17 protein-coding genes and 1 tRNA gene are annotated in these 20937 nt (G+C 60.5%); 3 read left to right on the top strand and 15 right to left on the bottom strand.

Annotated features, from left to right (window positions below; all coding sequences use genetic code 11):
* Nucleotides 1-179: 179 nt before the first annotated feature.
* Nucleotides 180-1181: an NmrA/HSCARG family protein gene (locus tag V1277_RS22740; RefSeq protein ID WP_334418195.1), complete on the bottom strand. Its 1002-nt coding sequence runs from the start codon at nucleotides 1179-1181 to the stop codon at nucleotides 180-182.
* A 156-nt stretch (nucleotides 1182-1337) separates the two neighbouring features.
* Here V1277_RS22740 and V1277_RS22735 point away from each other — a divergent pair, with 156 nt between their 5' ends.
* Entirely contained in the window at nucleotides 1338-2237 is a 900-nt protein-coding gene (locus V1277_RS22735; RefSeq protein ID WP_334418194.1) for a LysR family transcriptional regulator, read from the top strand.
* Between the two features lie 235 nt (nucleotides 2238-2472).
* Here the strand turns inward: V1277_RS22735 and V1277_RS22730 are convergent, their stop codons facing one another.
* The 9 genes from V1277_RS22730 to V1277_RS22690 all read right to left on the bottom strand — a co-directional run bounded on the left by V1277_RS22730 (nucleotide 2473) and on the right by V1277_RS22690 (nucleotide 14361).
* Entirely contained in the window at nucleotides 2473-4065 is a 1593-nt protein-coding gene (locus V1277_RS22730; RefSeq protein WP_334418193.1) for a gamma-glutamyltransferase family protein, read from the bottom strand.
* A gap of 79 nt (nucleotides 4066-4144) precedes the next feature.
* A complete protein-coding gene (locus V1277_RS22725) occupies nucleotides 4145-5536 on the bottom strand; it encodes an aspartate aminotransferase family protein (RefSeq protein ID WP_334418192.1) in 1392 nt (463 codons plus the stop codon).
* 91 nt (nucleotides 5537-5627) lie between these two features.
* Nucleotides 5628-6674, bottom strand: coding sequence for a histone deacetylase family protein (locus V1277_RS22720; RefSeq protein ID WP_334418191.1), 1047 nt, complete (start codon nucleotides 6672-6674; stop codon nucleotides 5628-5630).
* Nucleotides 6671-8311: a dipeptide ABC transporter ATP-binding protein gene (locus V1277_RS22715; protein ID WP_442894509.1), complete on the bottom strand. Its 1641-nt coding sequence runs from the start codon at nucleotides 8309-8311 to the stop codon at nucleotides 6671-6673. The genes V1277_RS22720 and V1277_RS22715 overlap by 4 nt, the downstream gene beginning before the upstream one ends.
* A complete protein-coding gene (locus V1277_RS22710; RefSeq protein WP_334418190.1) occupies nucleotides 8272-9102 on the bottom strand; it encodes an ABC transporter permease in 831 nt (276 codons plus the stop codon). Before V1277_RS22710 ends, V1277_RS22715 begins: the two co-directional genes overlap by 40 nt.
* Nucleotides 9099-10067, bottom strand: coding sequence for an ABC transporter permease (locus V1277_RS22705; protein WP_334420430.1), 969 nt, complete (start codon nucleotides 10065-10067; stop codon nucleotides 9099-9101). The genes V1277_RS22710 and V1277_RS22705 overlap by 4 nt, the downstream gene beginning before the upstream one ends.
* 20 nt (nucleotides 10068-10087) lie before the next feature.
* Entirely contained in the window at nucleotides 10088-11734 is a 1647-nt protein-coding gene (locus V1277_RS22700; protein WP_334418189.1) for an ABC transporter substrate-binding protein, read from the bottom strand.
* Between the two features lie 70 nt (nucleotides 11735-11804).
* Nucleotides 11805-13043: an allantoate amidohydrolase gene (locus V1277_RS22695; RefSeq protein ID WP_334418188.1), complete on the bottom strand. Its 1239-nt coding sequence runs from the start codon at nucleotides 13041-13043 to the stop codon at nucleotides 11805-11807.
* A 31-nt stretch (nucleotides 13044-13074) separates the two neighbouring features.
* Nucleotides 13075-14361 carry an ArgE/DapE family deacylase gene (locus V1277_RS22690; protein ID WP_334418187.1) on the bottom strand — a complete coding sequence of 429 codons (1287 nt, stop codon included), beginning with the start codon at nucleotides 14359-14361 and terminating at the stop codon, nucleotides 13075-13077.
* Between the two features lie 167 nt (nucleotides 14362-14528).
* Between V1277_RS22690 and V1277_RS22685 the strand changes: the two genes are divergently transcribed.
* Together V1277_RS22685 and V1277_RS22680 are read left to right on the top strand one after the other, a co-directional pair.
* Nucleotides 14529-15152, top strand: coding sequence for a TetR/AcrR family transcriptional regulator (locus tag V1277_RS22685; RefSeq protein ID WP_197427411.1), 624 nt, complete (start codon nucleotides 14529-14531; stop codon nucleotides 15150-15152).
* Nucleotides 15153-15505: 353 nt separating this feature from the next.
* Nucleotides 15506-15913 carry a hypothetical protein gene (locus tag V1277_RS22680; RefSeq protein WP_334418186.1) on the top strand — a complete coding sequence of 136 codons (408 nt, stop codon included), beginning with the start codon at nucleotides 15506-15508 and terminating at the stop codon, nucleotides 15911-15913.
* Nucleotides 15914-16313: 400 nt separating this feature from the next.
* On the opposite strand, the gene V1277_RS22675 is transcribed toward V1277_RS22680, so the two are convergent.
* The 5 genes from V1277_RS22675 to V1277_RS22655 all read right to left on the bottom strand — a co-directional run bounded on the left by V1277_RS22675 (nucleotide 16314) and on the right by V1277_RS22655 (nucleotide 20390).
* Nucleotides 16314-16389, bottom strand: a tRNA-Lys gene (locus V1277_RS22675).
* Between the two features lie 179 nt (nucleotides 16390-16568).
* On the bottom strand, nucleotides 16569-17150 hold the full coding sequence (locus tag V1277_RS22670) for a Spy/CpxP family protein refolding chaperone (RefSeq protein ID WP_334418185.1): 582 nt from the start codon (nucleotides 17148-17150) through the stop codon (nucleotides 16569-16571).
* Between the two features lie 219 nt (nucleotides 17151-17369).
* Nucleotides 17370-18695: a TRAP transporter large permease gene (locus tag V1277_RS22665; protein WP_334418184.1), complete on the bottom strand. Its 1326-nt coding sequence runs from the start codon at nucleotides 18693-18695 to the stop codon at nucleotides 17370-17372.
* Entirely contained in the window at nucleotides 18692-19267 is a 576-nt protein-coding gene (locus V1277_RS22660; protein ID WP_334376900.1) for a TRAP transporter small permease, read from the bottom strand. The genes V1277_RS22665 and V1277_RS22660 overlap by 4 nt, the downstream gene beginning before the upstream one ends.
* A 121-nt stretch (nucleotides 19268-19388) precedes the next feature.
* The gene (locus tag V1277_RS22655) at nucleotides 19389-20390 is read right to left on the bottom strand and encodes a TRAP transporter substrate-binding protein (protein WP_334369796.1); all 1002 of its coding nucleotides are present in this window, start codon (nucleotides 20388-20390) and stop codon (nucleotides 19389-19391) included.
* Between the last annotated feature and the right edge of the window lie 547 nt (nucleotides 20391-20937).

Genomic DNA, 20937 nt, shown 5'->3' with positions numbered 1-20937 from the left:
AGTAGGCTTGCGACTGCACCGGCGCCTTTTATTGGCGTTATGGAGCAGTGAATTTCTTGCTGGTCTGAGCGCTTATTCTCAAATCGCTAAAATTTTTGGCTACCATCCATCTCATGGATAGCAGGCGTTGTTGGTAAGGCGGCCGCCGCCTGCACCTCAGTCAGCCGGCGGCAGCCTTCTCATATCGGTGCAAGTTGGGCGTGATCGGGCTCAGGAGCGGCGCCATAAGACAGCAAGTCGCCTTGCCAATGACTGCGTTTCAGGAATTGCTCCCACGTCAACACATGCGGATCGATTTTCCGGCTCCACGTCAGGTCGCGCTCGGGGGCGAAGTAGCCATACTCGACGGCGTATTCGACCATGCCCACCAACTCGCGCACGAGATGCTCATCGGCGGCAAAACCCGGAAAGTGACGCAACAAATCTTCGCGCGAATAAGCGGAGGCGTAGCGCGCCCGCTGCCCGGTGACGCGCACAAACGTGTCCACCATGTCCTGCGCCGAGAGAAACTCGCCGATAACCGGCAAGGTTTGGCCGGCGTATTGCGTCGGGTGATCGAAAATCTCGCGCACCGCCGGCCCAGCCGCAGTGAGCGGATCACAGAACGGCATGGGGATGTGCGGCGGCAAGTAGATGGCAAACGTGATGCCGTCCTTCCCGCGCTGCGGCACATAATATTCAAGGAAGTTGGTGTAGAAGAACGCCAGGTACACGAACGAGCTTCGAATGGGCAGGCTGCGAATATAGTCTGCCACCTTCGCCTTGTCAGTAAAGTGCGGCGCCCACTTGGTACCGCCGGTGCGCGCTTCGACGTTTTCGAGCCCGCTGAAAACCACATGTCCGGCGCCAGCGGCCACCGCCGCATCGGCCAATTCCTTGCCGAGAGTAAACTCAAGTTCAGCGGGCGGCACCTTGACGATGGGTGGCGTCATCAAAAACGCCCCGGCCGAGCCGCGCATAGCCGCGGTCAGTTCAGCCTGCTTGCCGGGTTCAAGCGGCGCGACCACGACTTCGGCGCCCTTCTCCGCCAGGATTTGCGCGGGCTGGCTATCGCGGCGCCGAGTCAGGGCACGCACCCGGTAGCGCCCGCTGTCGAGCAAGGCCTCGGCGACGCTTCGACCTTGCTTACTCGAGGCACCGACTACGGTTATCAAAGGTTTGGAGGTATCGGCCTGGATCATGCTATTTCTCCTTTTCTCGAGGGCGTGAAACGCTGCCGCCCGATCTCACCATGGCCTCGCAGGTGAGCGCGGCGCGGGTCTGCCCTGGTGCACGAAGTCTCGACTGATCCGAGCTATATTTTGAAATCGTAGAAATGTTCGGCTACTATCCATCCAATGGATAGCAAGCGCCTCGATCTCAATCTGTTGGTCACTCTCGAGACGCTGCTGGTGGAGCAGAACGTCACGAAGGCGGCGGCCCGCCTGCATCTGAGCCAACCAGCGGTAAGCGCGCAGCTACACCGCCTCAGGCATGAATTCGATGACCAATTGCTCATTCCCGCTCAGCGAGGGATGACACCGACCGCCAAGGCAATCGAACTGCTCGACCCGTTGCGCCAGGCGCTCGACCAGGTTCGCGCCACCGTCGCCACGCACAGGAACTTCGATCCCGCCAAGGCCAAGCTAACCGTCGCCATCGCCTGCACAGACTATTTGCAGGCAGCGGTGATCAAGCCGCTCGTCGTGGAACTCAGAACACGGGCACCCGGGGTGCGTGTGGCGCTGCGCAATCTGGATCTGCCGCAGCTAGAGGCGCAGATGGCACGCGGTGAAGTCGACCTGGTGCTGATGACACCACAGGATGCGCCGCCCAGTCTTCGTACCAGGCATCTGTTCGACGAACGCTATGTGCTTATCGGCCGCCGCAAGCATCCGCGACTACGGAAAGGGATCACGGTCGAAGAATTTGCCAGGCTGGAGCACGTAGTCGTGTCCCTTGGTGGCGGCGGCTTCGTGACACCGGTGGATAGCGCTTTGGCTGCTCTCGGATACAAGCGCAATGCGGTGCTATCTGCCGCTTCATTCTTGTTCGTTCCCGAAATCGTGTCCAGCTCGGACTTCGTGGCTCTGGTGCCGGAAAGGCTGGTACGCGACCGTTCCGACACGCTCAAGGTGATGGACTGTCCGTTCCCCGTGGAAGGCTTCGCCGTCGGGATGGTGTGGCACGAGCGCAGTCAGGGACACAGCGGACAACGCTGGATCCGAGAGGCGATCGCCTCACTGATCAATGCTTAAGGAGATACTTTCGCAGCCCGCAGCTTTATGAACAAGGAGTAGCGCACGTTGCGTCCAAGATGGATTGCCAAGGCATGACAAGCGCTGTGGCGCTTAGCTAGCCGCCGTGTCTAACCGGATCACCTCCCATGGTCGACCATCATTTCAACTGGCGCAGCCTCACAGGACTAATGCCCACATGTCCGTCTTGCGGGAGATGCGACATTGTTTAAGCATTCACAATTTGGAGCCTGCGCTAATAGCCGAGCGCGCAGCCATCCTTTCGATGGTCCGAAGCCCCGACGAGCACACCTCCCTGCCAGTCAATCCCGATGGCCTGCGCTCCGCCGATCGGCCAACGCGGCGGCTGTACCGTTAGCCCTCGGTTAATGAATGCATCAGCAATCACACTACGTAGGCTCTCTTCCGCCTCGACAGCGCTGCTGCCAGGCAACGGAAATAGCCGCGGCTCGTCCATCGCGGATTGCAGATCGAGACCGTGGTCGAATAACCTGGTCAGGAAGTACGCGTGACCCATTGCTTGGTAGTGCCCGCCCATCACACCGAATACCATCGATGGTCGATCTCCTTCATACACCATACCGGGAATAATCGTGTGCATCGGCCGCTTGCGGGGCGCGATGCAATTGCGATGTCCCGGCTCAACGACGAAGCTCTGCGCGCGATTGTGGAACAGCACGCCGCTCGTCGGCTCCATCAACCCTGCTCCGTATGGGTGGAACAGGGAGTTGATGAAGCTGACGGCGTTTCGATCCTTATCGACGGTGCAGATATAGACCGTGTCGCTGTGCTCGGCCCCTGAGAGCAGCGGCATTTCTGCGATCGCCTTGCTCAGGTCGATCCTCGCGGCCAAGGACGTCGCGAGTTCGTCGGACAACATGTAATCCACGGGTACCGTCGCGATCGCAGGATCCGCCAGCAACTGATCGCGCGCCGCGTATGCGAGGCGTGTTGCCTCGACCTCGATATACAGGTTGTCGATACCCCGCGGGGAGCCGGATCGTTTGAACCGGGACAGCATCTTCATGATCATGAGGGCGATGATGCCCTGCCCGTTCGGCCCGCATTCGTAGACCGTGCGGCCCCGATAATCGACCGCTATCGGATCGGTGTACTCTCCCTTCGCCGCTGCGAAGTCGGCACGGGTGTGGACACCGCCCTTGTCGGCAAGGAAGCTTGCGAGTGCTGCGCCGACTTCTCCTTCATAGAAGGCTCGTGCCCCTTCGCGACCGATCAGTTCGAGCGTGTCAGCGAGCCTTTCCTGTCGCTGGACCGAGCCAGCTTTCGGCGCATCTCCGGAAACCAGAAACGTCTCTCGGCACCCAATGTCCGCTTCGAGCAAGGCGACCTGGTTGGCAAGATCGAACGCGACGCGTGGCGTCAGAACGTAGCCGCGGCGAGCTATCTCCACTGCTGGGGCGAGGATCTCGAAGAGTGGCAGGCGGCCGTGGTCCCTTGCAAGCGTCGCCCACGCTTCCACCGCTCCGGACACGGTTACTGCGTGCGGTGATTGCCGATCGATGCTCCGGATACCCTGCCGAACATACCAAGCCGCTTCGGCAGCGGCCGGTGTTCTTCCCGAACCGTTGTACGCAATCGGCCTTGCATCTCCTGCGCGGGCGAAGAGCGCGAAGCAGTCGCCACCGATGCCCGTTGATCCGGCCTCGACGACGGATTGCACCGCGCACGCCGCAATCGCGGCATCCATCGCGTTGCCGCCTGCCTTCATGATCTCAATCGCCGTCAACGTCGAGACCGGGTGAGATGTCGCCGCCATTCCGCCGCGGCCATAGGCCAAAGAGCGTCCCGGAATTTCGAAATTTCGCATCGTCAGAACCTTGATTTGTGAGAGCGCAAGGCCGGCGAGAGTAAGGTCGTCCCTTCGGGCCCAACGCTCGCCGGGAACGTCAAGCAGCGGCGGCCGGGCGGCCCGCCCGCAGCCAAGCGTAGGTTTCGTCGAGCGCAAGCCGGGTGCGCGAGTACATGTCGGCGATTTCTGCCTTGGTAATGATCATCGGCGGGCAGAAGTTGACAGTATCGCCGAGCGCGCGCGTGATCAGACCATGTTTGAGGGCGCGTTCGCCGACCTGGGCGGCGACGCCCCACGACGGATCGAAAACTTCCTTTGTCTCCTTGTTGCTGACAAGTTCTAGCGCGCCGATGAGGCCGACGCCACGCGCATCCCCGACAAGGGGATGATCGGCGAACGAATGAAGGCCAGTCTGGAAATCGCCCATGATCGAACGGACATAATTCACCATGTCCCGCTCCTCGTAGATCTTGAGGGTCTCGAGGGCGACCGCGGTTGCGACAGGATGACCGCCATAGGTGAAACCGTGGCCAAAGGTGCCGATCCTGCCGCTTCCTTCACGGACCGCCCTATAGACCTTCTCGTTGATCATCACAGCCGCGATCGGCTGGTAGGCAGCCGAAAGCTGTTTCGCCATGGTGATGATATCCGGCTCCATGCCGAAGGTCTCGGACCCGAACATGTTACCGGTCCGGGCAAAGCCGCAGATGACCTCGTCGGCGATCAACAGGATCTCGTACTTGCGCAGAACCGCCTGGATCTTATCGTAGTAGGTTGGCGGAGGAACGATGCATCCGCCGGATGCCATCAAAGGTTCGGCGAAGAACGCTGCGATCGTGTCCGGCCCCTCCTTCTGTATGAGTTGTTCGAGAGCGTCGGCACAGCGTGTCGCGAAATCCTCTGGGCTCTCGCCAAGCTTCGCGTAGCGATAATGCAGCGGGCAATCGGTGTGCAGGACGCGGTCGATTGGCAGGTCGAAATCGCGGTGGTTGTTGACGAGGCCCGTGAGGCTCGCGGAGGCAATGGTCACGCCGTGATAGGCGCGGATGCGCGAGATGATCTTCTTCTTGTTCGGCTTCCCGATCGCGTTGTGATAGTACCAGACCAGCTTGATCGCAGTGTCGTTGGCTTCCGATCCGGAGTTGGCGAAGAACACCTTGCTCATCGGCACGGGTGCGAGATCGACCAAGCGCTCGGCGAGCTCGACGGCCGTGTCGTGCGACTTGCCGCCGAAGCTGTGATAGAATGGAAGCTTCTGCATCTGGCGGTGCGCGGCCTCGACGAGGCGCTTCTCGCTGAAACCGAGCGAGGCGCAGAACAGTCCACCGAGCCCCTCGATGTACCGATTTCCTTCGTTGTCGACGACGTAGATTCCGTCGCCGCCCTCGATCATCATCGGCCCCACCTTCTCATGGACGACCGCGTTCGTGTACGGATGCAAGATACGCGCGACGTCGCGCGCTTCGATCGAATTCGGACGAATGGTCATTCCTTGGCTCTCCTCGATTGATCGGCCTGCTCGACTGCATTCTCGTTGCCGATGGCGCGCCGAAACTCCACGTTATTCTGAAAAAGTCGCATCAGTGCCGTGAGCAGAACCCCGCGACAAACCGCCTTGGCGCACTCGCTATAACGTCAAGCGAATAGCCCCCTTCCTGCACTATGACGGTCGGCAACCGCATCGCGCCGAAAATTTCCCCGATCCGCTGGAAGGCGCCGTCGGAGATCCGAAGACGGGACAATGGATCCTGCTGATGGGCATCCCACCCCGCAGACAAGACAAGCGCCCGGCAACCTGCGTTCGCCGCTGCGTCGCTCAGCGAGGCGCAAGCCGCAACGAACTCGTCGTTGCCGGCGCCGGGCTCGAGCGGAAGGTTCAGGTTGTAGCCCTCCCCTTTGCCCGAGCCCCGTTCGTCCGGATATCCGATGAAGAAGGGGTAGTAGTTCGCGGGATTGGTATGGACCGATCCGACGAACACATCATCCCGGTCGTAGAAGATCGACTGCGTGCCGTCGCCGTGGTGGGTGTCAAAATCGATGACGGCGACGCGGTCGAACGCGGAGGTCAGGATGTCGGCGACAACGGCCGCGTTGTTGATATAGCAGAATCCTGCAGCTTGATCGCGGTAAGCGTGGTGCCCGGGAGGACGGCAGGCGGCGAAGGCACTGCGTTCGCCGCGGATGACGAGTTGTGCCGCGTGAATGGCGCTGCGCGCTGATGCCTCGATCGCCTCCCATGTCCCCTCGCCGATCGCACAGTTGAGATCGCTGACATACCATCCAGCCCGCCCGACGATCGTCTGCGACGGGCGGCCCGGCGGCTGTCCCACCTGCGCCGCATTTCGATAGTGATGCGTGTTGGGGATCACCTCAATGCCCGCCTCTGGCAACTTCCGCCACTCTGCATATGCGGAGCTCAAAAAGTCGACGTACTGAGGATCGTGAACCCGGCGCACGTGATCGAGTGAATGCGCATCCGGCTCTACGGCTTCGTGACCATCCTCAGCCAGACTTTGCGCGAGAATGCGTAGTCGCTCAGGCTGTTCCACCGGCTTGACCATCTTGCCGCGCAGCATGATCTGCTGCGGGTCATACCTTGTCTGTACCGGAGATGATATGATCTTCATGATGCCTCCACGGCCGAATAAATGACGCTATCGCCGGCCAAGCCCGGCACGGAGGCAATCAACGTTCGTGTGTAAGGGTGCTGTGGATTGGACAGCAGTTCCCGGGCGGGTGCTTCCTCGACGATCTGACCAAGTTTCATGACCGCGATGCGATCGCAGATCTGCGCCGCGACCCGCATGTCATGGGTGATGAACAGCATGGACAACCCGAGCTTGTCGCGAAGGCCCTCGAGGAGGTCGAGGATTTGCGCTTGCACCGACACGTCGAGAGCCGAGACCGGTTCGTCGGCAATCAGAAGTTCGGCGTTCAACGCCAGTGCCCGGGCGATGCCGATCCGCTGCCGCTGCCCCCCACTGAACTCATGCGGCCATCGGTCCAGCGCCAACGGATCGAGGCCGACGAGTTGCAACTTCTCCTTGGCGATGGCCCGCGCTTCTGCGGCACCTGCTCCGTGGGCGATCGGGCCGTCCGAGATGATGTCTGCGACCGAACGACGCGGATCGAGGGACTCGAATGGGTCCTGGAAAAGAAACTGAATACGCTTCCGGAATGGCTTCCATTGCTTTCGGGACAACGACCGCAGATCAGTCCCCTCGAACCTGATCTCGCCACTATCGGGAGTGATCAGGTTGACGATGGTCCTGGCAAGAGTCGATTTGCCCGAACCGCTTTCGCCGACAAGCCCGATGGTCTCGCCCTTTCGCAGGTCGAGGCTGATGTCGTTGAGTGCAGCCACTTCCTTGCTGCCTCGCCAGAAGGTCTTGCGCAGGCTGGACGCTTTGAGAATGGCTTTTTCGGCTCGTAGTCGCGGCGCATCCATGTTCGGCCTTGGCACGGCCGCAAGCAGCCTCTTGGTGTACTCGTGAGATGGCCGTTCGAGGACGTCGCCGGCTGTACCCTGATCGACCAGTTCACCGTCCTTCATGACGATCACGCGATCCGCGATCTCCCGCACCACACCGAAGTCGTGCGTGATGAACAGCACCCCGGAATTCCGCCGTTGCTGGATTTCACGAATCAGCTTCAAAATCTGGGCCTGCGTGGTCACGTCGAGCGCCGTTGTCGGCTCGTCGGCGATCAACAACGACGGCTCCAGTGCGATCGCCATTGCGATCACGACACGCTGGCGTTGGCCGCCCGACAGCATGTGCGGATAAACGTGTACCAGCGCTTCCGGGTCGGGCAGATTAACCGCCCGAAGCAGACTAAGCACCTGCTCTAGGCTGCCCGGCACACCATGAACCTGGAACACCTCGGCGATCTGATCGCCAATCCGCATCAGGGGATTGAGCGCCGCCATAGGCTCCTGAAACACCATCCCCATCCGGGAGCCGCACAGGCGGCGCAGTTGTGCTGGTGTCTGCTTCAGAAGGTCGATGCCCTGCAGGTCGATCCTTCCGCCGAGAACAGGTAACTCCTTGGGCAAAAGCCCCATGATCGAGTTGGCGATCATCGACTTTCCGGAGCCACTTTCTCCGACGACGCACAGAATCTCGCCCTCGTTCAGCGAAAAACTGACTTTGGAAACCGCTCGGGGACGATCGGCGGATGCCGGGAGCCCGATCGATAGTTCTTTGATACTCAGAAGCTTCGTGGTCATGGCAAATCCCGCTTTGACAGACGCGGATTCAGCCATGTCTGAAGTCCTTCCCCGAGGAGATTGAGTCCGAGCACCGTGACGAAGATCGCGACACCGGGAAGGACGCTGATCCACCAGCCCATCCGTATCACGCTACGCCCCGAGCCAACCAGGAATCCCCACGACATCCAGTTCGCGTCGCCGAGACCGAGGAACGACAGCGCCGACTCGGTGAGGACTGCATTAGCAACCATGAGGCTGCCCAGCACGATCACGGGGGGCAGAGCGTTGGGAAGAAGCGTCTGCCAGACAACACGAAAATGGGAGACACCGAGGACTTCCGCTGCCTGGACGAACTCTCGCTTCCGTAAAGAAAGAAATTCTGCCCGCACAACTCTGGCGACCGGTGGCCAAGACACCAAGGCGATCGCGGCAATGATCGAGAAGATGCTCGGCCGGAAGATCGCGACAAGAAGAATGGCGAGCAGGAAGCTCGGAATTGTCTGGAAGAATTCAGCGAACCGCATGACCGCGTCGTCGACACGTCCGCCGACATAGCCGGCGAGCGCCCCAAGGCTGATCCCGATCCCGAGCGACGCCAGGGTTGAGAAGCCCCCAATCAGCAATGAAACCCAAGCTCCATGTGCGAGTCCGGCCGCCATGTCGCGTCCGAGCGCATCGGAGCCAAGAATGAAGTCCGGACTGCCGGGTGGTTCAAACGGTGCTCCGCGCATCTCCCACGGAGAGAACGGGAACAGAATGGGTGCAGCGATTGCCATGGCGACCACGGCCAGGATGATCGCACTCCCGATCGCCATCCGAGGGAAGCGCCTGACGAAGGATTTCATAGCGCCTGAACCCGCGGATCGACTGCGAGGTAGAGAAGGTCGGTGAGGAGATTGAAGATCAACACAACGACCGATGTGCAGAGAAAGATGCCGAGCAGCAGGTCGTAGTCGCGCGCGAGCAAGGCTTCGAACGCGAGACTGCCGATCCCTGGCCAGGCGAATACCGTCTCGACGAGGACGGACCCGCCGATGAGATGCCCTGCCTGGATGCCGGCCAACGTGATGACGGGCAACAACGCGTTCCGGAGCATATGGACCCACGTGATCCGGCTCTCCGTGGCTCCTTTGGCCCGGGCAGTCTTGATGAAGGGATGGCTCGATACCTCGACCATCGACGCACGCGTCAGGCGCACGTAGACTGCCGAATAGAAAACTGCGAGAGTGATCACGGGGAGAACGGCATGCCACGCGATGTCTGCCACGCGCGCGAAACCCCGAAGCGGCACATCTACGGTTTCCATGCCGAATGTCGGCAGCCAGTTAAGCCAGACGCCGAACACAAGCACCAGCACGATGCCGACGAGGAATAGCGGAGTTGCATAGAAAAACAGCGACGCGCCCATGATGATCGTGTCAACTATACCGCCCGGCTTACGAGCGGCGCGGACCCCGAGTACGATTCCGCTCGCCAACGCGATCACGAACGCCGTCCCCGTCAGCAACAACGTCGCCGGCAATCTTTCGAAGATCACTGTGAGGATCGGTCTCTGGAGGCGATGGGAAACTCCAAGGTCCAAGGTCAGCACTCGCTCGATGTAGATCCAGAGTTGCACGGGTAGCGGCTTGTCGAGACCGAATTGCTCGCGTAGTTGCTGCATGAATTCGGCATCGGCCTGCCCCGATTGGCCGGCGATGGCGCTCGCCGGATCGCCTGGTGCGGCATGAATGAGGAGGAAATTGACGACGACGATGGCCAAGACCATCGCCGCCATTTTGAGCACCCGCCATCCGATCAGGCGAGGCATCGCTTGAAGACGATTCGACGTCATACGAGAAAGACGTCATCGAAATCGTCGGCAATGCCCATCGCCGTCGTGATCGTATTGTTGAGCCTCTTCGCGTAATAGGTCGGGAAGCTCATCTGCAGCAGATAGATGTAAGGCATGTCGTCCACCGCGATGCGCTGAAATTCGGACAGCAGCCTCTGGCGCTCGCCAGGATCGACCGCATATCGCGCCTTGGCGAGAAGTTCATCTACGCGCGGGTTACTGTAACCACCGACATTGTTGAACGCGACGTTCTTGATGTTCTCCGAGGTGAAATACTGTTCCATCCCGATGTTTGCATCACCGACCTGGTAGATGTAGTTGATCGACGTGTCGTAGTCCCATTTCGCCATGCGAGCCGTGTGGCTCCCTGCATCGGTCGTTTCCATCGTCACGTTGATGCCGATCTTCTGCATTGACGCGCGGAAATACTCAGACAGACGCGTCCAGACCTCGCCGTAGGGAAGCGGCAAGTGCCGGATCGCGAACCGGACGCCGGAGGCGTCGGCCTTGTGACCGGCCTCGTCCAGCAGCTTGTTGGCAGCTGCGAGGTCGAACGGAGGTAATTTGACCGAAGCATCGTAGAACTTGGTCGTCTCGCACAGGGGCCCCGTGGCGACCTTGCCACTGTTGAACCAGAGCTTCTGCAGGATGAAGGTGCGATCGAGCGCCATACTCATGGCGCGCCGGACGCGGGCGTCATCCAGCGGTTTGACGCGCTTGTTGATGTCGATCCACGCCAATGGGCCGTAATACTCCCAGCCCTTCAAGGTGACGGACAAATTCGGCTGTGCCTGGAAACGCGGCAGATCGAAAGGCTCGATGTCGTTGCCGCCGGCAAGCTGGACCTGCCCTGACTGCAAAGCGAGGGCGCGGCTTTGGCTGTCCGGAACGATGCGGTAGACGATTTCGTCGAGGTAGGGCTGGTTCGGCTTCCAATATTCCTCATTCCGCCGCAGCCTGATAAAGCTGCCCCGTTGCCATTCGACGAACTTGAACGGCCCGGTGCCGATCGGCTTGGCATTGTTGGGATTGTTGCGCATGTCGGCAACGTCGTAGAGATGCTTGGGGACGATCGTGAAGCCTGTTCCGCCGAAACCGTACAGGAACGGCGCGAACGGCTCCTTCAGGGTAAAGACCACGGTGTGCGGGTCCGGCGCCTCCGCCTTCTCGATCCTGGCGAACACGATGCGCGCCCGCAGCGACAGCGTCATCCAGAACTTCATCGCCGAGAAGATGACGTCGTCGGCCGTCATGGGCTGACCGTCATGGAACTTCACGTTCTGCTGCAGGCGGAACGTATAGACCTTCTTGTCGTCCGAGATCGTCCAGCTCTTGGCCAACACGGGTTCGAAATCGAGTGTTGGCGTGTAGGTGAACAGCGGCTGAAAGATCTTGCTGACAACGGTCAGAGTCGGCGCCTGGGCATTCACGCCGATCATGAGGACCGGAGGCTCGGGCGTCAGGAGGCTGGTCAGCGTGCCGCCCCGCTTTGGTGCGATCCCTTGAGCGATCGCGTCGTTGATGCGCATGAGAAACGGTGCAGTCGCCGCGGCGGCAACCCCCGCCTTCAGCAAGGCGCGCCGCGATGGGCCACGCTCGGGATCGATCTCGGTCTTGTCCCACGTCGAATTGAGTTCACTCATGTCTCTGCCTCCTGACCCTGGTTGAGATCCGAACTCCGGCCGCATCGGCGCGCAACGACGAACTGCCGCATCAGTCATTCGGACGCTGTGCGCGCTCGAGTGCCACGTTGGCCAAAACGTCGGCGCCGGCTTTGGTATGCTCCGGTTCGCACCATTCGAATTCGCTGTGCGAGATGCCGTCACGGCACGGAACGAAAATGAGCGATGTAGGGCACACCACATGCATGTTCAGCGCATCATGCGCGGTCCATGTCGGTAGCCGCATGGACGAATAGCCAAGATCGCCGGAGACGCGCTCTGCCAGCTCCACGAGCTCGACGGGAAACTCGAACTTGTGGCGTTGTGGATTGCGCGAGAAGGACACGGCAAGTTGAGCGTCCTGCCCGAGCTTGGTGACTGCCTGGTCGATCATGTCGAGGATGCGATCACGCCCTTCCGGTTCTGCGTGCACCGTCAGGAACTGCACCACAGCCTTGTGCGGAATGTTGATCCGGTTGTTCGGCAGGATGTCGATCACGGTTGCACTCGCCATTCCATGCGGCTCCTGTGCCATGCCGATCCGCTCGATCTCCTCGACGATCCTCGCGGCCCCCACCAGAGCGTTGCGCCGTTTTGACATTCTGGTCGTCTGGGAGTGTCCGTTCTCACCCAGAATTTCGATGATGCCGCCGCCCTGACACGACGTATGGGTTACCACGCCGATCATGATATTTGCGGCTTCCAACACGGGGCCTTGCTCGATATGCAGTTCGATGTAGCTGTCGACCAGCCGCTGCCCGACCTCGACATCGCCCGCGTAACCGATGCGCTTCAGTTCGTCGCCCATCAAGATGCCCGCGCGATCCCTCGTTTGCAGCAGCGTTTCGAGTGTCGTGCGACCGGCGAAGAGGTTGGAGCCGACGACGCCCGGCGGAAACCGCGCGCCCTCTTCATTGGTCCAGTTCACGACCTCGATCGCGCGCCGCGTCCTGATGCCGGCGCGATTGAGGGTCCGCACGACTTCGAGCCCTGCCAGTACGCCGAGCACGCCGTCGAACCTGCCGCCAGGAGCCTGGGTGTCGAGATGGCTGCCCACCATGACAGGCGGCAGGCTCAGGTCCTGCCCTTCCCTGCGCGCGAAGATGTTGCCGATCTTGTCCACGGTGACGGCCAAGCCGGCTTCCTTCGCCCAGTGGACGAAGAGGTTGCGACCGTCGCGGTCGGCGTCTGACAGCGAGGTGCGGTATGAACCGCCATTGGCCGTCGCCCCAATGGCTGCCATCGTCATCAAGTCCGACCACAACCGCTCGCCGTCTATCCTAACCGTCATGGGATTGTCCTGCTTTCTTGATTGCCAGACATCAGCGCGCTGGTTCGATACCGCACCATTCGGCAACGAAATTGGCGATCGTCTTGGTCGTCTCCCGGAGCGACTCCAGATTGAGGCGCTCATTGAATCCATGAATCCGCTCCCCGACGGGACCGTAGCAGAACGCTGGAATTCCGAAGTGACGATCGTAGAAGCGCGCGTCATTCAGCGATGTAGCAAGTCGCCGCGTCAGAGGCTGTCCAGTCACCGCCCAATGCGCCTCTTCGAGAACCTGCCGAACGGCGGGGTCGGCACGCATGACGTAGCCGTGCGAGAGATAGCCAGACCATACAATCTCGGGCGGATTGTTCGCGAGGAACGGCATCTTCGACGCAGCCTCGTTGACGCAGGCAACAATCTCCTTCTGACAGGCTTCCACGCTCCAGTCGGGCAAGAGGCCGATGCGGCAATCGACGTCGCACCAGGCTGGTACGCTCGACGCCCAATCGCCCCCATGAATGATGCCAGGATTGAAATTCAGGGGATGCTCGACCTCACCGTAGATGGGATGGTCGGCCGCCCGTTCGTTCCAAGTTTTCTCGAGTCCTTCAAGCGCGCGCACCAGTTCCATGGCGGCCTTGATCGCGTTGAATCCTTCCCCGGCATGCGAGACGTGCGTCGGCTCGCCGGCCACCCGCAAACGAAACCAGATGACGCCCAGACAGACATCTCCAAAGCGTTGGCCCGTGGGCTCGGGAAGCAGCGCGCAATCTGCGCGGTAGCCGCGCTGGAGGGCGGACAATGCACCGACACCTGTGCTTTCTTCCTCGATCACCGACTGGAAGTGGATCCGCCCCTTCAAGCGAAATCCGGCCTGTCGGATCGCGTCGACGGCGTAGAGCGCAGCCAGCGTGCCACCCTTCATATCGGCGGCACCACGCCCATAAAGCCATCCATCCTCGATCGTGGGCTGATAGGCGGGCGACTTCCACATCTTCGCAGGCCCCGCCGGAACGACGTCGCAATGCCCCTGAAGGATGATGGATCGGCCGGATTCCGCGTGCGGCTTAAGCGTGCCGACCACGGTCCGGGCACGTGAGAAATCGTGGGAAATCACGCCGAGGTCCGGCAGACCCTTCAGTTCGGATAGATCGATCTGCCAATCATCGACGACGTAGCCTCGCTCCCGGAGCTCGCCGGCCATGAAGTCCTGAGCGGGCCATTCCGCCCCCCTCGTGCTCGGAATGGCGGCGAACGCCTTCGTTCGTTCGACTTGTTCGTCGAAGTTGCGATCGGCGGCGGCGGCAATCAATCCCCTGTGCTGATCAGCAAGCGGCATCTTCCCTCCCGTTCCTCTCCGTATAATCTGGTCAAATGACCAAATTTAGTCAAGCGACCAATTTTGGGCAAAGATGCTGACATTTTGGGCGTTACGAAGAGGGGAGCGACTGCGGCTATTTGACAGAACTTGGCGCATCACCGAACATCTGGCGCATGAAGACTATGATGACAAAAAGCGAAGTTACGCGCGCACAGATCATCCAGGGAGCGTTGCAAGCTCTGGAGAAGACAGGTGTTCTCGGTACGACCACCAGAAAGATCGCGGCGGAAGCGAATGTCAAACTCGCGACGCTGCACTATCATTTCGAGAGCAAGAGCGCGCTCCTCGTCGCGGTGCTTGAAGTGTTGATAGACGAGATCGCAGAACGGTTGCGCGAAGACAGAGCCGGCACGGAGCCCGCATTAGACGAGCGGATCGAAATTCTCATCCGCGGCACTTGGCGCTCAATCACACGGTCGCGCACGCGACAAATCGTCCAGTATGAACTGACGCTCTACGCCCTCCGAGAAGGAGCCCAATGGTTGGCGGATCAACAGTACGAGGCATATCTGCGCCTCTACCGGGACCAACTGGCAAGCAAGTCAGGAAAATCAGAACTGTCACCTCAGGGCTACACAACCCTTGCGCGGTTTATTCTCGCTGGGATCGATGGTCTCATTTTGCAGGAATTGGTCAAGCCGAGCCGTGCTCGTTCGAATCAAGCAATCGAGGCACTCATTTTCGGCACCAAACAGCTTTCTCAACAGCTTTTGTCGTCTGGAGGCAATCGTCAAGTCCTGCTTCGATGACGTGACAGATGGATCGACTCCGGCACGCAACGAACGCACTTACCGACGCTTCGATGACGAAGTCATAGGAGCAAGAAACTGAGCTGCGATGAGAGCGAGGGCGTCGGACCAGGCGGCAGCCCGCAGGGTCGGAGGCGAGCGTAGTCGCAGCAACGATCGATTCACGCGGCGAGAGCAAAACTTCCTAACTAGGAAGAGTTGCGTTGGGATGTGTGGTTTAGCGATCCGTCGTCGCTCCGCGCCTGCGCTCGTACAGCGATCCGGACGCATCTTCCTGGCTCTCGCTTCGGGGCTGGCCTGTCGCGCGTTCCTTCTGCAGAGCCTTTAGGAAGGCACCAGGATCTCACCGCCGTTTGGCTGCGCCAAAGTACCGCTCGACGCTCAATGAAGAGAACAAGGCGCAGCGCGCTCGCGCAGTTGATCAGCGCGCGCGTGTGCTGGCGGAATGGCTGGAGGCGCAGGCGGCGCGCGACAGCAATGGCGCTGACGAAGCATGGCGCCTGAAGCCGTGCCCGTCGCTGATGTTCGTCAATAGCGCCGGCGAACTCGACCAAAAGCACGACCAGGACCTGCGCGATACCTGTGTCATGCTGCTCGACCGCGCCGGCTGCGACCTGTTGACGATCTGCTACATCACGGGGCACTCGTACCGAAGCGCGCAGACCATCGTGAAGCACTACCGCGCCCGCAATGCCGATCGCGCCGATGCCGGCATCGACCGGCTCGAATTGCAGGTGCGCAAGGAAGGTATGAAGGGCTGATCGCCGACCGGCCGAAATCTCATCTCGGCGGCGGCTTGCAGCCGTGCAAGATGCTGTGGTGCTTGGCGTAGCAATATTCGGTATCTTCTGTGATGACGTGACGAACGCCATCTCGTCGATCGCCTTACCGAGCGTCGCCAACGCCTCGCCACGATCCCAGATGGGACGCTCTGAGTGTAATTCCAAAACCGGCTCGAGCACGTGGTCCAAGCACACTGGAAGGCGCGCGGCTCCCCGCTTCTTGCTTCCCGGGTACCGACAAGAACCTTAAGAGAACTTCGTTAACCCGTCGCACGGCGTGCGACGTCCGACCACAAAAAGCGTCGCACGAGACCCGTCTTGTTCTCGTCTATCCACCGTGATCTTTGCGGTAAGCGCTTGATCTGCTACGCGAAAGGCTTGGTGGGCGCACCAGGGCTCGAACCTGGGACCCGCTGATTAAGAGTCAGCTGCTCTACCAACTGAGCTATGCGCCCGGATGTTTTAAGTCCGGCAAGCCCTCGCGAGAGGGCGTCGTTTAGCAAAGCGATCCCGGGATGTCCAGCAAGCTGGGCGGAGTTTTCCCGGAGCTTTGGCTGAGAGCCGGAACGGCGAAAAGCCGCTGGATTTCAGCGGCTTCCGCCCATGTTCGGATCGGGCGCCGATCAGGGGCACCTCAGAGCCGCTCGGGGCCGCCCCGGTCCGGGCCGCCGTCCCGGTCATACCTGTTCCGGTCATAGTCGCGATGGCGATCGAAGTCGCGGTCCATGCCCCGGTGCTCGCGGTGCCGCCAGCCTTCCCTGCCCCCGAACCGGTCCATACGGGTCAGGACGGCAAGCCGGCGTTTCTGGCTGTCATCCAACGTCTTGTAGAGCGGGTCGGCCGCGTCGGCGATCTTCTTCATCGCGGTAGCCGTTGCCGACATGGTTTCGGCGCGCTCGCGAAGCCGCGTCACCGGATCGTCCGGCTTCTGCTGGCTGGAATCGTCCCGCGGCGCGTTCATCCGCGCATTGGCGCGATCGATCCTGAGCTTGGCGAGCTCCCGGACCGCGGCCTCGACCGGCGGCCACAGCTTTTCCTGGTCGGCGGTCAATTTGAGACCGGCATGGACGGCCGCGATCCGCGCGTCGGCATACGCCGCCCGATCCTCCGGGCTCATCCGCATATGGCCGTAGCCCCAATGGCGGTGCTGGGCATAGACGGCGGTCGAGCCGGCGATGGCAAGAACCGCGACGGCGGCGATGGTGAATTTCCTCATGCGAACCTCCTTGAAAGGTTGCATGAAGATGAGCCTGCGTCAGTCGGCGTTCAACTTAAGGATTGGCAAGGGAGGCTTCCCTTACCAAGATGTAATGTGACACCGTTTGATCCACCGCAATGCGCGAAACGGATGCCTTTTCTTCGAAGCGTCATCCCTTCCGTCTTTTTTGAGCATGATCTTGTCGGAAAACCGGTACCCACTTTTCCGGATCATGCTCTACAGCATCCCCAACGCACGCGGCAGCCACAACGAGAGCTCCGGCACGTAAGTGACGACGCCGAGGAAGATCAGCATGGTCAAAAGCCATGGCCACACCGCGATCGTCAGTTCGGTGATGCCCATCTTGGCGATGCCGGAGGCGACGTAGAGATTGAGCCCGACCGGCGGATGGCACATGCCGACTTCCATGTTGACGACCATCAGGATGCCCAGATGCACCGGATGGATACCGAGCTTGACCGCCACGGGAAACAGGATCGGCGCCATGATCAGCACGATCGACGATGGCTCCATGAAGTTGCCTGCGAGCAGCAGCAGCACGTTGACGACAAGCAGGAAGATGATCCAGTTGACGCCGACCGAGGTGATCCAGTTTGCGATGTGCTGCGGAATGTTTTCGTTCGCCATCAGGAACGAGAACAGCACCGCATTGGTGATGATGTAGAGGATCATCGCGCTCATATTGGCGGAGCCGAGCAGCACCTTCGGCACGTCCTTGAGCGACATGTCGCGATAAACGAACACCGCAATCACGAAGGCATAGACCGCGCTGATCGCGGCCGCCTCCGTCGGCGTGAAAATGCCAGCATAGATGCCGCCGAGCACGATCACGATCAGCAGCAACCCCCACATGCATTTGCGGAACGCCGTGAAGCGTTCGCCCCAGCTCGCGCGCTGCAGCCGCGGATAATCGTTCCTCCAGGCGCGGTAGAAGGTGGTCATCCCAAGCAGCGTAGCCATCATCATGCCGGGAATGACGCCTGCGATGAACATCTGGCCGACAGAGGCCGACGAGACGCGCTGGCCCGCGGGATCGATCGCGATGCTGCCGCCGGTCGCCACACAATAAATCACCATCACGATGGACGGCGGGATCAGGATGCCGAGCGCGCCTGATGTCGTGATGACGCCGGCACCAAAGCGCCTCGGGAATCCCTGCTTGACCATCGCCGGCAGCATGATCGCGCCGATCGCAATCACGGTCGCCGGCGACGAACCGGACACTGCGGCAAACAGCGCGCAAGCCATCACTCCGGCAAGCCCAAGGCCACCATACCAGTGTCCGACCATCGAGGTCGCAAAATCGATCATGCGTCTCGCGACACCGCCATGGGTCAGGAAATTTCCCGCGAGGATGAAGAACGGGATAGCCATGATCTCGAAATTGTCGATGCCGGTGAACAGCTTCAGCGCCACCGACTCGGTCGGCACGTTCGTCATCGTGTAGATGACGGTGAGCACCGTCAGACCCAGCGCGATCGAGATCGGCATGCCGGTCAGCATCAGCAGGATCAGCAGCCCGAAGATGATGAATGAGGTCATCGCGTCACCTCCGCGGCGCCCGCGCCGGGCGCCTCGACGTCGACGCCCTCGACATGGGCGTGGTCATGGTGCGGAAGATCGCCCGTGAAGAAGTAGTGATACGCGACCTGCAGGAAGCGGAAGCACATCAGGTAGGAGCCGAGCGGAATACAGAGGTAGACGAACCAGCTCGGGATTTCGAGGTCGGGCGACACCTGGTCGGTGTAGTAAAGCCCGTAGACGAAATGCGCGCCCATGGTGCCGATGACGGCCGTGAAGAAGGCCCCGCAAAGCAGTCCGAACAGCACGATCGCGTTCTTCCAGGGCGACCTGACCTGGTTGACCACGACGTCGACGCCGACATGGATGCCGGTGCGGACGCCATAGGCGGCGCCGAACTTGGCGACCCACACGAACATGTAGATGCAGAGCTCCTGCGCCCAGGACAGGTTGATCGGGAACAGGATCGGAAACAGGAAGGGAACGCCAAGCAGATAGCGATGGCAGACGGCGAGGAAGATGATGAAGGTCGCGAGCGCCATCAGCGTCGCGATCAATATCTCCTCAAGCCGATCGAGGATGCGAAGCAGTATCAATGTCCCCCCTTCAGGTCAGGCTTTTACGACGCCTCACCTTCCTTCGCGGCCGTGTGTTGCCGAGCCCCCGACATACAAGGGCTTCCGTGCCTTGGCACGGAAGCCCGACAACATCGTCTCAGTTGGTTGCGCCCTTGGCTTCCTTCATGAACTCGTCGATCACCCCCTGGCCGACGCGGCCGGCGACGTCTTTGTAGACTGACTCCATCGCCTTGCGCATGGCCGAGTCCTGCTCCGGCGTCAGCTTGATGATCTCGCTCTTGCCGGTCTTGACGATCTCGGCGAGCGCGTCGTCGTTTTCCTTCTGCGACTGGCCGTTGCCGTAGGCGGTGGCTTCCTTCATCGCCTTCTCGCACTGGGCGCGGATGTCAGCCGGCAGGCCATCCCAGAACTTCTTGTTCACGACCACGATGTAGCCGATATAACCGTGATTGGTGTTGGTGATGTACTTCTGCACCTCGTGCATCTTCTGGGTATAGATGTTCGACCAGGTGTTCTCCTGCCCGTCGACGACGCCCGTCTGCAACGCCTGGTAGACTTCCGAGAACGCCATCACCTGCGGGACCACGCCGAGGCCACGGAACTGGGCTTCCAGAACCTTCGAGGACTGGATGCGGAATTTCAGGCCGCGATAGTCGGCCGGCGAAATGAGCTTCTTGTTGGCGCTCATCTGCTTGAAGCCGTTATCCCAGTAGGCGAGACCGGTCATGCCCTTCGGCTCGAGCAACTTGAGCAACCTGGTACCCAGCGGGCCGTCGGTGACCTTACGCACCGTGGCGAGATCGGGCAGGATGTAGGGAAGATCGAACACCTCGAATTCCTTGACCCCGATCGGGCCAAACTTGGCGTTCGAGGGCGCCAGCATCTGCACCGCACCGAGTTGCAGCGCCTCCAACTCTTCCTTGTCCTTGTAGAGTTGCGAGTTCGGATAGACTTCGACCTTGACCTTGCCGTTGGTGTATTTCTCCGCCAGTTCCTTGAATTTCTCCGCCGCGAGCCCCTTCGGCGTGTTGGTCGCTACCACGTGGCTGAATTTGATCACGATCGGCGACTGCGCAGCGGCCGGTCCGATCAGAGTCAACGCCGCGATCGATGCCGCAGCCAAAATCAATTTGCGCATGTATCCTCCCAGACTTTTTTGCAGAACGCGAATGAGACGTTCCGAGCTTGCATGCCAGTTGCATCAATACAGACAAGCCTGCCGAATTGCCATTGCCCGTTAGCAGGGGCCTACTGCCAGGATTTGCTGCGCTGCAAAATCGACCAGCGCCTGTGGTTAAAGATCGTGCCGAACCTAAGCAGGCCGCGTCCAATAAACCTTCGCTATGTCTGGTTTCCTCGGAACGAAAGGCTTAAGGCAGCAATCCTGTAGGATGGGTGGAGCGAAGCGATACCCATCAATGCCGGTTGCGAGACGATGGGTATCGCTGCGCTCCACCCATCCTACAATTCAGAATACGACTTCGCGATCTCGCGACATGAACTGCCCGAGGTTTGCATCTTCTTCTTCGCCCTTTCCAAATAGAGGGCGCAGGGAAGACCGGGTGCTTGCTGCACCCGCGGTCTCGTGTGCAGGTGCGATAAAGAACACGCACACGAGCATACAGGTACAGCGGGAGCATCCCGGCCTTCCCTGCGCAATGGCTTTACGGCTTACTTCGTGCTCT

The organism is Bradyrhizobium sp. AZCC 1588, from assembly GCF_036924735.1.
Classification (GTDB): domain Bacteria; phylum Pseudomonadota; class Alphaproteobacteria; order Rhizobiales; family Xanthobacteraceae; genus Bradyrhizobium.
Note: the sequence above shows the minus strand (reverse complement) of the source record. Positions and strands in the feature narration are given on the sequence as shown.

What these genes read in the sequence shown, in the direction of transcription:
- V1277_RS22740 (WP_334418195.1), bottom strand. Translation starts at nt 1,181, where the DNA reads ATGATCCAGGCCGATACCTCCAAACCTTTGATAACCGTAGTCGGTGCC.
- V1277_RS22735 (WP_334418194.1), top strand. Translation starts at nt 1,338, where the DNA reads ATGGATAGCAAGCGCCTCGATCTCAATCTGTTGGTCACTCTCGAGACG.
- V1277_RS22730 (WP_334418193.1), bottom strand. Translation starts at nt 4,065, where the DNA reads ATGCGAAATTTCGAAATTCCGGGACGCTCTTTGGCCTATGGCCGCGGC.
- V1277_RS22725 (WP_334418192.1), bottom strand. Translation starts at nt 5,536, where the DNA reads ATGACCATTCGTCCGAATTCGATCGAAGCGCGCGACGTCGCGCGTATC.
- V1277_RS22720 (WP_334418191.1), bottom strand. Translation starts at nt 6,674, where the DNA reads ATGAAGATCATATCATCTCCGGTACAGACAAGGTATGACCCGCAGCAG.
- V1277_RS22715 (WP_442894509.1), bottom strand. Translation starts at nt 8,311, where the DNA reads ATGGCTGAATCCGCGTCTGTCAAAGCGGGATTTGCCATGACCACGAAG.
- V1277_RS22710 (WP_334418190.1), bottom strand. Translation starts at nt 9,102, where the DNA reads ATGAAATCCTTCGTCAGGCGCTTCCCTCGGATGGCGATCGGGAGTGCG.
- V1277_RS22705 (WP_334420430.1), bottom strand. Translation starts at nt 10,067, where the DNA reads ATGCCTCGCCTGATCGGATGGCGGGTGCTCAAAATGGCGGCGATGGTC.
- V1277_RS22700 (WP_334418189.1), bottom strand. Translation starts at nt 11,734, where the DNA reads ATGAGTGAACTCAATTCGACGTGGGACAAGACCGAGATCGATCCCGAG.
- V1277_RS22695 (WP_334418188.1), bottom strand. Translation starts at nt 13,043, where the DNA reads ATGACGGTTAGGATAGACGGCGAGCGGTTGTGGTCGGACTTGATGACG.
- V1277_RS22690 (WP_334418187.1), bottom strand. Translation starts at nt 14,361, where the DNA reads ATGCCGCTTGCTGATCAGCACAGGGGATTGATTGCCGCCGCCGCCGAT.
- V1277_RS22685 (WP_197427411.1), top strand. Translation starts at nt 14,529, where the DNA reads ATGACAAAAAGCGAAGTTACGCGCGCACAGATCATCCAGGGAGCGTTG.
- V1277_RS22670 (WP_334418185.1), bottom strand. Translation starts at nt 17,150, where the DNA reads ATGAGGAAATTCACCATCGCCGCCGTCGCGGTTCTTGCCATCGCCGGC.
- V1277_RS22665 (WP_334418184.1), bottom strand. Translation starts at nt 18,695, where the DNA reads ATGACCTCATTCATCATCTTCGGGCTGCTGATCCTGCTGATGCTGACC.
- V1277_RS22655 (WP_334369796.1), bottom strand. Translation starts at nt 20,390, where the DNA reads ATGCGCAAATTGATTTTGGCTGCGGCATCGATCGCGGCGTTGACTCTG.